General features: G+C 50.3%; 14 protein-coding genes, 1 pseudogene and 1 riboswitch. Of the genes and pseudogenes, 3 read left to right on the top strand and 12 right to left on the bottom strand.

Translation table 11 applies throughout. The features are described from left to right. Window positions 1-76: 76 nt before the first annotated feature. Window positions 77-190: riboswitch (TPP riboswitch) on the bottom strand. Window positions 191-334: 144 nt separating this feature from the next. The 3 genes from AEST_RS16160 to AEST_RS16150 all read left to right on the top strand — a co-directional run bounded on the left by AEST_RS16160 (window position 335) and on the right by AEST_RS16150 (window position 6,144). Continuing rightward, window positions 335-2,293, top strand: coding sequence for an exoribonuclease II (locus AEST_RS16160; protein WP_008610342.1), 1,959 nt, complete (start codon window positions 335-337; stop codon window positions 2,291-2,293). A gap of 185 nt (window positions 2,294-2,478) precedes the next feature. Continuing rightward, window positions 2,479-3,642 carry a glycerophosphodiester phosphodiesterase family protein gene (locus AEST_RS16155; protein ID WP_238534629.1) on the top strand — a complete coding sequence of 388 codons (1,164 nt, stop codon included), beginning with the start codon at window positions 2,479-2,481 and terminating at the stop codon, window positions 3,640-3,642. A 144-nt stretch (window positions 3,643-3,786) separates the two neighbouring features. Next, entirely contained in the window at window positions 3,787-6,144 is a 2,358-nt protein-coding gene (locus AEST_RS16150; RefSeq protein WP_008610340.1) for a TonB-dependent receptor, read from the top strand. 81 nt (window positions 6,145-6,225) lie between these two features. Here AEST_RS16150 and AEST_RS16145 read toward each other — a convergent pair whose 3' ends face one another. From AEST_RS16145 to tnpC, 12 genes and pseudogenes are all read right to left on the bottom strand, one after another. Then, window positions 6,226-6,621, bottom strand: a complete 396-nt coding sequence (locus AEST_RS16145) for a GFA family protein (RefSeq protein WP_039925693.1) — start codon at window positions 6,619-6,621, stop codon at window positions 6,226-6,228. A gap of 70 nt (window positions 6,622-6,691) precedes the next feature. Further along, window positions 6,692-7,054, bottom strand: coding sequence for a hypothetical protein (locus AEST_RS16140; RefSeq protein WP_008610338.1), 363 nt, complete (start codon window positions 7,052-7,054; stop codon window positions 6,692-6,694). 25 nt (window positions 7,055-7,079) lie between these two features. Then, window positions 7,080-7,676 carry a GNAT family N-acetyltransferase gene (locus AEST_RS16135; protein WP_008610337.1) on the bottom strand — a complete coding sequence of 199 codons (597 nt, stop codon included), beginning with the start codon at window positions 7,674-7,676 and terminating at the stop codon, window positions 7,080-7,082. 44 nt (window positions 7,677-7,720) lie between these two features. After that, on the bottom strand, window positions 7,721-8,134 hold the full coding sequence (locus tag AEST_RS16130; RefSeq protein WP_008610336.1) for a hypothetical protein: 414 nt from the start codon (window positions 8,132-8,134) through the stop codon (window positions 7,721-7,723). Between the two features lie 122 nt (window positions 8,135-8,256). Next, window positions 8,257-8,595, bottom strand: a complete 339-nt coding sequence (locus tag AEST_RS16125; protein ID WP_008610334.1) for a tRNA-binding protein — start codon at window positions 8,593-8,595, stop codon at window positions 8,257-8,259. A 64-nt stretch (window positions 8,596-8,659) separates the two neighbouring features. After that, complete coding sequence (locus tag AEST_RS16120) at window positions 8,660-9,496, bottom strand: alpha/beta hydrolase (RefSeq protein WP_083835085.1); 837 nt, start codon at window positions 9,494-9,496, stop codon at window positions 8,660-8,662. Next, the gene (locus tag AEST_RS16885; RefSeq protein ID WP_008610329.1) at window positions 9,396-9,869 is read right to left on the bottom strand and encodes a hypothetical protein; all 474 of its coding nucleotides are present in this window, start codon (window positions 9,867-9,869) and stop codon (window positions 9,396-9,398) included. Before AEST_RS16885 ends, AEST_RS16120 begins: the two co-directional genes overlap by 101 nt. 269 nt (window positions 9,870-10,138) lie before the next feature. Continuing rightward, window positions 10,139-10,360 (bottom strand): hypothetical protein, encoded by a 222-nt coding sequence (locus AEST_RS16110; protein ID WP_008610328.1) that lies wholly within the window; start codon window positions 10,358-10,360, stop codon window positions 10,139-10,141. 223 nt (window positions 10,361-10,583) lie between these two features. Continuing rightward, complete coding sequence (locus tag AEST_RS16105; RefSeq protein WP_008610327.1) at window positions 10,584-10,889, bottom strand: hypothetical protein; 306 nt, start codon at window positions 10,887-10,889, stop codon at window positions 10,584-10,586. 129 nt (window positions 10,890-11,018) lie between these two features. Next, window positions 11,019-11,147: pseudogene (locus tag AEST_RS17455) on the bottom strand (type II toxin-antitoxin system BrnA family antitoxin); the annotation flags it as partial. A gap of 67 nt (window positions 11,148-11,214) precedes the next feature. Next, on the bottom strand, window positions 11,215-11,886 hold the full coding sequence (locus tag AEST_RS16095; protein ID WP_008610326.1) for an RDD family protein: 672 nt from the start codon (window positions 11,884-11,886) through the stop codon (window positions 11,215-11,217). 199 nt (window positions 11,887-12,085) lie between these two features. Next, window positions 12,086-13,447: IS66 family transposase (gene tnpC, locus AEST_RS16090; RefSeq protein WP_039924967.1), on the bottom strand; the 1,362-nt coding region annotated here is incomplete at its 5' end.

The raw sequence follows: 13,447 nt of genomic DNA, 5'->3' as shown, positions 1-13,447 counted from the left end.
TCTTGCGTTGCTTATCAGATGACACAACTCAGAATAGAGATTTGTAAGCCTCGGTATTCGTAGCTGGTCAGCTGGTACATAATCACTACTTGTTCCCTTCGCAGGTATTAGCCTGATCAGGTTCAACGGATCCCGCAATGCGGTCTCAGCTTCAGGGCAATATCGCCCTAATGCACTCCGACAAGTTTGTATCTTGGTCTTGCCTTTTTACTTAACCATAAATTTACCGGAAAGAAAAGCCCGACTTGCGGCCAGGCCGGCAACAATACGCACCGGTTGGCTTCGCCGGCATAACCCCGTATCATGGCGGCGAATTTGGACAGAGTAAGAATCTATGCTGCAAAATAACCCGCTGTTAGCTCAGCTGAAACAGCAACTGCGTGAATCGCTGCCCGTTAAAGAGGGTGTGGTCAGAGCCACCGCCAAGAACTTCGGTTTTCTGGAAGTCAGTGATAAAGAAAGTCACTTTATCAGCCCGCCACTGATGAAAAAGCTGCTGCATGGCGATCGCATTACGGCAGTGATCCGTGAAACCGATGATAAAACGCAGGCTGAGCCGGAAGCGCTGTTAGAGAGTGGTCTGAGCCACTTTGTCGGTCGGGTAAAACGCTTTAAAAATCGTCTGCAAGTACTTCCCGACCTACCGTTATTTAAAGAGGCCTTAAAAGCCAAGGCGGTAAATGGCCTGGAAGATAAAGCACTTAGTGAAGGCGATTGGGTGAAAGCCAGCCTGGTGCAGCATGCCTTAAAAGACGAGCAGTTTCTGGTCGAGGTGACTGAGCTGATTGCCAAAGCCGATGATGCCAACGCGCCCTGGTTAGTGGTATTGGCCCGGCATAATTTACCTAAAGCCGCGCCTGAACTTAGCGCCGAATTAACCCAGCTTGAGCTGGAACGCGCCGATCTTAGCGCCACGCCGTTTTTTACCATCGACAGCAGTAGCACCCAGGATATGGATGATGCCATTGCAATCAGCTCAACGGCCGAGGGCTGGTTATTGCAGGTGGCGGTCGCAGATCCGGATGCCTATATCCATGCTGGCTCAGCGCTGGATAGCATTGCCGCCGAGCGGCTATTTACGACCTATCTGCCAGGTCGCAATGTACCGATGTTACCACGGCAACTGGCCGACGAGCTCTGTTCATTACATCCCGGCCAGTTGCGCCCGGCGCTGGTGTTACGCTTACAGATCCAAAAAGATGGCAGCGTCGGCTCGGCGCCAGAGTTTCAGCTGGCAACCATTTGCTCACAGGCACGCTTTGATTATCGGCTGGTGTCGGATTATCTGAGCGGCAGTGGTGACTGGCAACCTGACTCTGAAGTAATGGTCAGCCAACTGCATAGTCTCTGTGCGATGGCGAAAGCCCGCCAGCACTGGCGTAAAGCCCATGCCATCGTATTTCAGGATAAGCCGGACTACCGCTTTGCATTAAATGAGCAAGGTCAGGTGATCGCCATTCACGCCGAACACCGCCGTATTGCCAATGTGATGGTCGAAGAAGCAATGATCGCCGCCAACCAGGCTTGTGGCCGTTATCTGGCAGAGCAGCTGGGTTTTGGAGTCTTTAATAGCCACAGCGGCTTTGAAAGCAGCAAACTTAACCCACTCAATGAGCTGCTAGCCAGCTTTGCTGCACCAGTGCAGGGTGAAGCGTTGACGCAACTCTCCGGGTTCTGCCAGCTGCGTCGCTGGCTGGATCAGCTACCCACGCCTTATCTGGATAACCGGATCCGCCGCTACCAGGCTTATGCCGGCGTCAGTATCACTCCGGCACCGCACTTTGGCCTCGGCGCTGAACACTATGCCACCTGGACTTCGCCGATCCGTAAATACAGTGATTTGGTCAATCAGCGCTTACTCAAAGCCATACTGCTGCAACGCCCGGCAGAGGCGCCATCAGAAGAACTCGCCAAACGCCTGGCAGAGCAGCGCAAAATTCAGCGCCGGGCCGAGCGTGATATCGCCGACTGGCTATATTGCCAGTTTTTAAGCAACGCCATCGATAGCGGCCAAACCTTTACCGGTGAAATTCAGGATATCAACCGCGCCGGGATCCGGCTACGGTTACTGGAAAACGGCGCTCAGGGCTTTATCGCCCTGGCCAGCATCAACGACGAGCAAAACCCGCTGACGGCTAACTGGGAAGAAGGCCGCTGCTATCAGGGTGATACAGTACGGTTTGAGCTGGGACAACAGGTACAGGTAAAAATCAGCGACATTAATCAGGAAACGCAAAGCATCAGCCTGGCACTGGTGCAAGCGACGGTAGAGACAACAACAAGCGCAGACTAACTGCGCTGCCAGGGACTGCTACTCGCCAGAATAGCAGTCCCGCTCTGTGCTTTATCTGTAATTTCTGTGTAATTTATCTGTGCTTTCGCTGCGCTTTCTCTGTGCTTTAATAAAAGTGTCACCTTAGCGGGCTAGGCTATAATTACACTTTATTATCATTTTCGCGCCTTATGTTAGCATCCTTATTGCTTATTCTCAGTCTGCCCCACGCCGAGCTCGGCCCCCGCCCCGGCTATTTAACCGACTTACTGCCTGAAGGCGACCTTAAACAGCAGCTTAGCGCCTGCTTACAGCAACCGGCGAAACGCCACCCGTTTTCAATTGGTCACCGCGGTGCCCCCTTGCAGTTTCCTGAACACAGCAAAGCCTCGTATCTGGCGGCGATCCGTATGGGCGCCGGCATTGTCGAATGTGATGTCACCTTTACTGCGGATAAACAGTTGGTTTGCCGGCATGCGCAGTGTGACCTGCACCAGACGACGGATATCCTGCTGCGTCCAGAGCTGGCCGCTAAATGCAGCACACCTTTTACCCCGGCAAGCGACGGCCAAACCGCCAGTGCCAAATGTTGCACCTCTGATATCAGCCTCGCTGAATACAAAAGCCTTTGTGCGAAAATGGATGGCGTTAATCTTCAGGCTGATAACTTAACCGATTACCTGAACGGCAGCCCGGACTGGCGTACTACCCTGTATCAGCAATGCAGCGCGCCACTGAGCCATCAGGAAAGTATCGCGCTGTTTCAGCAACACGGCGTAATGATGACGCCAGAGCTAAAAGCGCCGGAAGTCGCTATGCCTTATGAAGGCGACTACAGTCAGCAAGACTATGCTCAGCAACTGATTAACGATTATAAAGCAGCCGGCGTGAAACCTTCCGAAGTATGGCCGCAATCCTTTCAGCTGGCGGATATCCGTTACTGGCTTAAACATGAACCGGAGTTTGCCAAACAAGCCGTGTTTCTGGATGATCGCGTTGACGCTGAGCACTATGATCCCGCGCATCCGGAACAACTCAGCCCAAGCTTTAGCGAGTTAAAGGCCGAGGGCCTGAATATCATAGCGCCACCGCTATGGGTGCTGGTTAGTGTCGAAAATGGCAAACTGGTCCCCTCAGCCTATGCCAAAGCAGCACGCGCCGCCGGCTTACAGCTCATTACCTGGTCATTGGAGCGCTCAGGCCCACTGGCTGCCGGTGGCGGCTGGTACTATCAATCTATCAGCAGCATTACCAGTGACGATAGCATGACATTGCAACTGCTCGACGTGCTGGCACAACAGGTCGGGGTGATTGGCGTGTTTTCAGATTGGCCTGCCACCACCACCTTTTATGCTAACTGCATGTTATAACATTGCATATTTAGTAAATATTTCATCAAACTGAAATTCAATTTAAACTTTTCTGTAACATTCCAGCGGCACACTTAGCCTCCGTCATACTGGGCTGACCAGTATGACGGAACCTATAACCATAAAGCGCTTCTGGAGAATACCGTGCGACATTTTAACGTCAATTTGCTCACCCTGGCGGTGATCAGCGCCCTCAGCTTTCAAGCCCTGGCCGACCAAACCACGACACAAGCAGCATCACAGGATGCCGGACTGGCCGATGAAAAAGCCGTAGAAGTGATTTCTGTATTGGGTAAGCGCGTTAGCTATGCCAATAACACTACGGATGAAAATATGAAGCTGTTACAGGCGCCAATTGGCAACGTAATGGATCTGATTAATAATTTACCCGGCATTAACGTTGGTCAGGGTGATGCCTTTGGTAGCGATGATTACACCACTACCATCAGCATGCGTGGCTTTGTCATTGACCGCGCCGACCAGCAACTGGGCATTACAATAGACGGTATCCCGAATGGCGGCTCGGCCTATGCAGGTGGTAGCAAAGCCAACCGCTATCTGGATGTTGAGAACACCCGTCTGGTTGAAGTTGGTCAGGGCAGCGCCGATATCGCGTCCGCCTCACTGGATGCCCTGGGCGGTACCCTAAACTTTGTCTCTGATAATCCACAAACCGAAGCCGGTGCCCGCTTTGCTTATACCAGCGGCAGCCATAATGCCCGTCGCTACTTTGCCCGCTATGATACAGGCCAGATCGGCAACACCACGGCCTATTTCAGCGTGTCAGACAGCTTTAATAATCGCTGGATGGGTACCGGCAGTAATGGCCACGCAGATCGCCTGCACGTAGAACTAAAAACCGTCACCGAACTGGATAAAGCGCGCATCACGACCCGTTTATCCTATGACGATGCGCATGAAGACAACTATCAGCCGATTTCTCTGGCGCACTTTAAACGCACGCCTCGCTGGGATGGCTTAACCACCGTTTGGACCGGTGATCCGGAAATCGATCAAAACTTTGCTGAAGCCTGGTCTACACTGCGTGAAAATACGCTGTTTTATGTGAAAACCGAGTGGTATCTGTCGGATAATCTGGAGCTGGATATTACCCCTTACCTGCACCTGCAAAATGGTCGCGGTGACTGGTTACCACCGTTTCAGGTGTATGCCACTGACGCCAACGGCAACCGCCTGAATAAAGGCGCTGGTGTCCGTCGTCAAAACTATACCCATGTTACCGCCGCCGGCATTCCGATCCTGGATGGTAATAATAACCAGCCGGGTGCCAAGCGCGTGTCATCATACCGGCACACCCACTATGATAAAACCCGCTACGGTACTACTGCCAACCTGACCTGGGATCTGGATAACCACCGTTTGCGCAGTGGTGTCTGGCTGGAATCACAGCAACGTAACCAAACCCGCGACTGGCATGATGTTATCGATCCGCGGGTTTCCTACGAGTTTAATGCTCAGCCATACTGGGTACATTTTGATGACGACTATAAACACAACGTCGCCAAATTCTATCTGCAGGATCAAATCACTCTGGGTGATCTGCAGCTAACCCTTGGGGTGCAAAAATACCTGGTCGATATCAGCCGTACCGACAACTTAAATGGTAAGGGCAAGGACAAAATTGACAGTAACTCATCCGTGTTACCCAGTGCCGGTGTGGTTTATGCCCTGAACAACAATCTGGAGCTATTTGCCGGCTATTCGAAGAACTTTAAAGCCATTGCCGACAGTATCCTCGAAGGCAAGGCGGCAGCCGAGCTGCAAAACCTGAAGCCGGAAACTGCGACCAATATGGATCTGGGGATCCGCTATTTCGGTCAGCAGTTTAGCTTCTCCACCGCTATCTATAATGTCAAATTTAACGACCGGGTGGTATTACTGCGTTATGCCACCGCAGCCGATGGTACGCCAAACTATCTGGCCGCCGGTGATGGTAACTTTGACAACGTCGGTGGTGTTAATGCCCGCGGTATGGAAAGCAGCCTCGACTGGCGTCTTAGCCAAAACCTGAGCCTGACCAGTTCTTTAACGCTTAACCGTGCCGAGTACTCGCAAGATGTACTGGCCAGTAAAACCACGCCGGCCGGTGCTCCGGTATTGGTAAGGGATTACCGTAAAGGCGATAAACTGGCGGGTATTCCGGAGAAAATGTTGTCATTAGCGCTGAACTATCACGATGGTAACTACCGTGCTGGTGTAAGTGCTAAGTATGTTGATAGCTATTTTGGTGCCGCAAAACACACCTTTGCCAGCGACGGCAGCGAAGTGTGGAACCGCGACAAACTGCCTACCCACACCCTGCTAAATGCCTATCTGGGCTACGAAAAAGCCCTGGATAACAGCAGTTTCTTTAGCGGTATCGATTTAGCTTTTGTGATCAATAACCTGACCGACAAAGACTACATCACCGGTGGCAGCGAAGGCGCTTACCTGATTGGCGCCGGCCGCACAGCCAGCTTTACTGTCAGTTTAAACTTCTAGTAAAACCCACCTCTTATGGAGGTGGGTTAAGATTAGCTACCAGATAGCGGCCTGCTCTGCAGGCCGTTTTTCTTTTCAGCTTTAATCTGCAGCAAACTGTGCAAATACTTCTGCGCCGGTCAGAGTCGGCGTCTGATTGGCAAACTCGTAGTAATCAGGCTTTTGTTCAATAAAAATCTGGCTGTGCATTTGAAAAGCCTGCTCAAACAAGCCAGCGGGTAAAATATACTCATCTGCTGGCAACAGATGATAGAACAAATGGCTGCCACATTGCGGACAAAAGCCCCGCTCTGCCCAATCTGAGGACTGATAAACCGCTGGTTTTATGCTGCCACTAAAGGTCACCGCCGAGCCACAGTGCACAGCTAACATTGGACCACCGCTCCATCTGCGACACATTTGGCAATGGCAGACATCGATCTGTTGCTGCTCAGGAGCGCTAACAGTAATGGCTCCACATAGACATTTTCCTTCCATAGTCTGATCCTTAGGTTGTGGTTGAAAAAATAGCTATTTTAAGGCCCTACCAAAGCCCTGGTGTCCTGGCTCAGCCCAAATAGCCCTGCTGCTGATAATACGCCAGGCCGGTCGCTGTCAAGGTGGCCAGTTCTGCAAATAACTCTGGCTCGACGGTTTTAAAATTAAAACAGGATTTACCCTGCATCCGCGCCCGCAACGCCGCAGAAATACCATCTAACAGTTCGGGCGCCAGATAAATCGGCATCAAATGGTAGCTGACATAGTTTTTCTTTAGTTGCACCGCACCGAAAAACAGTGGCTTTTTATTCTGTTGCAAAAAGGCAGTATCCAGATATAACTGCTCTGGCTCATCATGCGTTACTACCAGAACAGCAGCATGCTGCGCCAGCAGTGGCCGTAACGCCTGATACACCTGTTCTAAATTTGCCATCGTCACTCCTCGGGCAACAAGCCCCCTAGCCAACATTAGTGCGGCGCAGCAAATATTCCAGATGGGCGCGCACCTCTTGCCACTCTGCCTGATGCAGGCTATACATGACGGTATCGCGGATAGTACCGTCACGCCGCAATGCATGGCCGCGGATCACGCCGTCCTTTTTCGCGCCCAGCCGTTCAATAGCGCGCTGGCTGGCAAAGTTAAAGTTATCCGTCCGCCAACCGACCACATTACAACCCAGCGTATCAAAAGCATGACTAAGCAACAGCAGCTTACAACAGGTATTAACGTGGCTGCGCTGCACACTTTTGGCATACCAGGTATAGCCAATTTCTAATCGTTTCACCTCGGGTAAGATGTCATGGTAACTGGTGGTTCCCAGCACCTTACCGCTGCTGGCCTCAATTACAGCAAAGGCAAAGCGCTGCCCGGCCGCCCGGCTTTGCAGGGCGCGCTCGATATAGCCGCGAGTATCTTCTGCGGTCGGCACCGAGGTGACCCGCAGTTGCCATAACTCACCATCAGCCGCTGCCGCTTGCAAGCCGGCTTCGTGTTCAAGTGCCAGCGGCTCAAGGCGAACATCGTCCCGCTGTAAGGTTATCGGCTCGACAAACATCTTTATTCCTTAATCATTAGCATACAGCGCTATACAAAACCTGCTCAGGCTTGAACGGCTTTATCGCCACGTACCAAAAAGTAAAAACACGCAGCCAGCAGCAGATAACGCGGTAGCATAACCAGCAGATTATCTAAAATGATGGGCTGAGCTTGTAGCGTAAAGTACAACTGCGTTAACACCAAAGGAGCTAACAGCAACAAATAACAGCTAACATCAGGCTTTTTAATCAATAACTTAACCACAAAAGCCAGGATTAAGAAGGCAGCAGTCAAAGGTACTGCGATGGTCAGTACATCAACCAGGGTAAAAGCAAGCACCGTTGATAGCTGCGCCAGGGGTTTAAGCAGCTCAGCCGGGATAGCGATAGCTGCGCCAACGCCAATAATCCAAAGCGCTGCATACGCCAGCACTAAACCCAGAATAAGGGCGGTAGCCCGATTTTTTAGTTGTTCCATAACATTTCTCCTTATTATATTCATAGCCTGGCGGCTGCATTCACCATGCTTATTCACCATGATATGAGCTAAAAGCCGTTACAACGGCAGCTACTGCAGTTATAACCGGGTACCAGCAAACATTAGAGCAAGCGAGTTCCCAGCGGCACCTCCTGATCCGGCACACAAAGCGCGACATCGCCGACCGCGTTATGAAAACCGGTTACCAAACACTCTGACATCAGCGGGCCAATCTGCTTGGCAGGAAAATTGGTTACCGCTACCACCAGCCGGCCAACAAGCTCATCAGGTTGATACAGTACGGTAATTTGCGCACTCGACTTGCGTACCCCAATCGCCTCGCCGAAATCTACTTCCAGAATATAGGCCGGCTTACGTGCCTGCGCAAAGACTTTAGCACTGATGATGCGGCCAACCCGTAGCTCTACCTGCAAAAAATCTTCAAAACTAATGGTTTTCATACGGCTCCGTTAATCTATTATCCGCTCGTGTTGCTTGCCATAGCATCACAAGGTTGAACTCATCCTACTCGTTTCGCGGCGCAGTATCTTTATCTGAGCGATTAAACAACCACAACATCGCCTGGCGGTAACTCTCCGTACTACTGGCAGCATGAGTCCCGTTATCTAATGTAATCACTCGAGTTTGCCATGGTGCCTCGGCTTCAGTCTGCCAGTGTTGCTGCCAGTTTAACGCTGCCTGACGTAGTTTGGGCCAATCCCGTGCACCACTGGTGAGCACCAGACCCAGATCTGGCTTCGTTGCGGACGGCGGCGCGCTAAAAAACATCGCGGCTCCCGGCTCAAAGGTCGGATTACTGGCTATTCGCCCCCAGAACAAATCAGGCTGGGTAAACGCAGAATAAAGTACAAAATACCCTCCCCGACTCTGACCAAATAAAATTTGTTTGCCACTATCAATTCGATAACGTCTGGCCACCTCTGGCATTAATTCCAACTCCAGAAAACGCTGAAAGGCCGGTGCGCCACCTTGTTCTACCGAGGCATCAGCTGTCGGCGCCGAAAAATCATAACTGCGTTTATTGACGCTACTGTCAAAAGCGCCATAGGCAATACCGACGATAATGGCTTCCGGTAAGTCCTCATCATAAGTTAGGAATAAATGATTTGCCGCCAGGATCGGAAACAGTGAATCACCATCCAACAGATAAACCACCGGGTAGCGGGTCGTTGCGGTGTCATAATCGGCAGGTAGACGCACATAAATATGAAAAGGTCTGTTGACCTCGGCAGAATCGAATTTAAAGTAGTCGCCCTTTAATGCCGGCAGAAAACTTAACGGCGCGCCAGCCGGCGCTGATATATTTTTTAGTATTGCCAATAAGATAGCAACACCCAGCATTAAGGCAGCCCCCCCCAATAAACGCCAGATAGTGGCGAGAGGCGCTAACCGCTTTCGCAGCAAAATGACGATGCCATTGCCAGGGTAGCAAGAGTAGCGGCAGTGACGTCAGCACCAATAACCAACCAAAGCCAGTAAAGGCCCTGGCGGAAAAAACGTATTCAGCGCTATAGATAAATGCCAGACCGACCAGCATCCGGATCACAATTTCCAGATAATGCAGCCGAGCAGAGCTGGCAAAACCGAGCAAAAAAGACTGCGCTTGCTGGGGTCGCAACAGCGCCACTAGCCCAAGCGCAACCAGATAGCCGCCAGTCAGGCTTACGAGTAGTAACGCCAACAAAGCAATCATTTCATTAATAATCTGTGCCAATAAAAATTCCGAGTTTATTGCTCAACCGGCTTGTCACTCTATCACCTGCGCGTAACGCCCCAGGTTGCTTACATACTGATGAGCACGGCGTAAATGACAACGCCGATTAATCTAACAGTAGCGCAATAAATACGCCAGCCAATGGCAAGTCAAACCCGACCAAACAGAGTATCCAAGCTCGCGGCTCTGATTTTGGCGACATGATTAAGCTGTAACACCGGCGATACTGAAAACAGCGTACAGATGGCGCGCCAGCCATCTATATGCGTTTAGTTTTTCTCTTCGATAGCCTTTACTCTGGCCCGGATATCGTTGATCACTAAAAAGGCGCCAAAGAACACAGCACCAAAGATCGCAGCAGCGAAAAGTCCAAAGATGGCGCCGAAAAAGCCGCCGCTTTGCCAGCCGGCAACCAGGCCAACCAACAAAAATAGCCACAGACCAATTTCCAGCAGCACGGTATAAAGGTTAATGACGATTTTAGATAACATAGTATTTCCTTCTTTCCCCCGGTTATTGTTTTCCGTATAAGTATCAGCGGGGGTTACTTGATCTTATTACTTATTAGTGATACTAAGGCAGTAGCATAGCTTGCTTGGTAATTTGCGCCTTAAAAGAGCGCACGACGCCCGTAGCATTCTTATACTATTGGCCTTTGCTACAGCCGTTTCTCCATTCTTAGCAACGGCCAGATATCATGGTTGGGAATACAGGTTAAAACACCAATCTGCCAATAAAACCGGCAAAGACTAACAGCACGCCAATAAGTAAAAGCTTTTCTGAAAATATTTCTCTGCTGTTTCGCATGGTTAGTTTGAAAGCCTCAGAGAGTTTTAAAAACGCAAACTCAGGAATTAAAGCGAATGAGACCAGCAGTAAAACACTACCGAAACCTGAAACCGTTTCGAAAGAAACTGTGCCATACTCATATACATTGATAACCGAGCCGGCAAAAACCACAGCAGCCGTCAGTAATAAGACGCCGGAAAAAATTTTATGCTTTCGTTCCTTGCCAAACATTTAAACCACTCCAATAGCTGTAGAGCCAAGCTTTGTTATATCGCGCAAAGTTTTCATCATCATCCTTTTATGTTGTTGTGTCCTTGGTCAAATTTATACAGCTCCACGAATCGGCACTTAGCGCGTAATTCAAGACCGAGCTTTGTTCGCTGCAATTTCTTCCAATCGTTCAGCCAACCAAACCTTGATAATTGACTGGCGGGTACCGCCGATCCGATTGGCCTCTTGATCAAGTGACTCAATCATCCAGGCAGGAAACAATTTAAGGGTCAACCAAATCTTTACGCGTTACTGTCTTTCATCCTGTCGTGGTTAGTGCCGCTTGTCAGATTCGAACCACCACGGTCTTACCGATAAAGTCATGAATTGCCCGGCGTTTGTCGTTAAACAGCATAGTGACAAATTCTGATACCGCCCAAACAAAAGCAAACACTCCGAATCCGAGCACTAACAAAGCCAGATTTTCAGAAATATCGCCGTGCAGCTCAAACGAACCCCCCACCGTCAAAATCAGAAAGAACCAGACAATATTTAACCCCAAATTAACCGACTCTCTGCGCAGGGCTTGCGTTAGATTGATCTTTGTTTCGGTATCGTGATTGAGTACCTTTACACCCATCGCCATTTTGCCGAGCGTCTGCCCAAAAAAGCCATGCATCAGAATGGCGTAAATGGCGAATTGCAAACCGTTTACAGCCTGTAGAAAATTATCATTGGCATCGTATTCAATACCAAAAATTAAGCATTGCACATATAAAACAACAAAAAACACCAGGCCATCGAGCATCGCAGCAAAAAATCTGGGCCAGAAAGTTGAGTACTTACTGATCGGACGTTCTTCTTCTGGCACCTCCCTGGGTTCTGCCGGTTGCACTCTGGTTTGTAACAGATTAACGATTTCCGCATAACGCTCAGGGTAGGCTTCTTTATCGATATGCTCTTTTGCATCAAGCAGGTCTGAATATGAATATGAAGAAAAGTCTGGCTTATCAAACATCTTGAAATACTATCCTTGTAGTGAAGAAAGCTCGCAACAGCAGCTTGTTAAAGGTTTGTTACATGTTATCCGAATATTAAAGTCTATTTTTTTCAGCTAATTTTCGGAACTAAAGCCAATATTAACGTAAGCGTCCGGCGATCACAGGTAGGTGTTCTAATTTAAGTGTCCACTTAATTTTTAGTGGACACTTAGTGTCTTAGATCGCATCACCTGGCTGGACAGATAAGTCGATGTTCCAGGGTAACAGTTCATCAATGCGGTTGATCGGATGATTACCGATACGTTTTAACACGGCAGTTAAATACGCATTGGGATTGATGCCATTGAGCTTGGCGGTGCCAAGTATCGAATACAGCACGGCGGCCCGTTCCCCTCCGCCAACAGAGCCGGCAAACAGGTAGTTTTTCCGACCCAGGGCGATGGGCCGTAATGACCGCTCCGCACTGTTGTTATCTATCTCAGCATAACCATTATCCACGTACGCCACCAACGCGTCCCATTGCTTTAGTGCATATTGGATAGCTTTAGACAACGCAGAGCCTTTTGATAAGGTGCGCAGGGTTGTCTGTAACCAGTTGTTAAACTGTACCAGGATAGGTTTTGCCTGCAGACTTCGCAGGCGCTGTCGTTCATCCGGTGGTTGGCCTCGCGCCTGTTTCTCAATCACATACAGTGATTGGATTATGGTCAGGGCTTCTTCTGCCAAGGGGGACGGGCCGGATTGGGTAATGTCATAGAACTTACGCCGCACATGGGCCCAACAACCATGCTGGGTGATGTGGTTTTGGTATAAGGCATTGTAACCGGCATAGGCATCAGCCTGCAGCGAACCTTTATACCCGGTTAAATGGGCAGTGGGGTGCAGACTTTTTCTATCTTCACTGTATTGCAGCCACACGGCAGGCGGTGTGGTATCGCCCCAGGAACGACCATCACGCACATACGTCCAATAGCGACCGGTTTGCGTGCGGCCTTTTCCTGGTGATAAGGTTGGCGCGGTCGTGTCATCCGCATAGATATGTTGACCGGCTTTGACATGGCGTCCAATCGCCTCAGCTAGGGGCGTTAATAATGCACCGGATTGACCAACCCAGTCTGCCAGCGTCGAGCGCTCGATATCAATGCCTTCCCGCTCCATCCGCTCAGCCTGACGGTACAGTGGTTGATGGTCGAGGTATTTATCGACAATCACTTGTGTCAGCAATGCTGCGCTGGCCAGGCCTTTTTTAATCACCCGCTCCGGAGCCTGACCTTGTACCAGCGTGTCGCAGTGCTGGCAGCTGAACTTAGGGCGTACAATGCGGATAACCCGATAAGATGCGGGTACGACATCCAACATTTCAGAGACATCCTCACCGATATGGGTTAATTCGCCCTGACATGCCGGACACTGGCAAGGTGCATCAACACGCTTTTCTTCACGTGGTAACTGTGCCGGTAAGGTCACACGACGACGCGCAGTGGCTTTCTCTTCGACAGCGCCATCGGTAAGTTTCGGTAAGGCGGCCGTCTGCATCTCCAGCTCTTCTAACTGCAATTCCAGTTGATGGATTTGCTT

The sequence above is a fragment of the Alishewanella aestuarii B11 genome (assembly GCF_000280055.1).
Classification (GTDB): domain Bacteria; phylum Pseudomonadota; class Gammaproteobacteria; order Enterobacterales; family Alteromonadaceae; genus Alishewanella; species Alishewanella aestuarii.
Note: the sequence above shows the minus strand (reverse complement) of the source record. Positions and strands in the feature narration are given on the sequence as shown.

Excerpts from the sequence above, each read along its gene's own strand:
- AEST_RS16135 (WP_008610337.1), bottom strand. The coding sequence starts at position 7,676 with ATGTTTGTCGAGCCGATAACCTTACAGCGGGACGATGTTCGCCTTGAG.
- AEST_RS16110 (WP_008610328.1), bottom strand. The coding sequence starts at position 10,360 with ATGTTATCTAAAATCGTCATTAACCTTTATACCGTGCTGCTGGAAATT.
- AEST_RS16105 (WP_008610327.1), bottom strand. The coding sequence starts at position 10,889 with ATGTTTGGCAAGGAACGAAAGCATAAAATTTTTTCCGGCGTCTTATTA.
- AEST_RS16095 (WP_008610326.1), bottom strand. The coding sequence starts at position 11,886 with ATGTTTGATAAGCCAGACTTTTCTTCATATTCATATTCAGACCTGCTT.
- AEST_RS16125 (WP_008610334.1), bottom strand. The coding sequence starts at position 8,595 with ATGAAAACCATTAGTTTTGAAGATTTTTTGCAGGTAGAGCTACGGGTT.
- AEST_RS16145 (WP_039925693.1), bottom strand. The coding sequence starts at position 6,621 with ATGGAAGGAAAATGTCTATGTGGAGCCATTACTGTTAGCGCTCCTGAG.
- AEST_RS16120 (WP_083835085.1), bottom strand. The coding sequence starts at position 9,496 with ATGCTGGGTGTTGCTATCTTATTGGCAATACTAAAAAATATATCAGCG.
- AEST_RS16160 (WP_008610342.1), top strand. The coding sequence starts at position 335 with ATGCTGCAAAATAACCCGCTGTTAGCTCAGCTGAAACAGCAACTGCGT.
- AEST_RS16130 (WP_008610336.1), bottom strand. The coding sequence starts at position 8,134 with ATGGAACAACTAAAAAATCGGGCTACCGCCCTTATTCTGGGTTTAGTG.
- AEST_RS16140 (WP_008610338.1), bottom strand. The coding sequence starts at position 7,054 with ATGGCAAATTTAGAACAGGTGTATCAGGCGTTACGGCCACTGCTGGCG.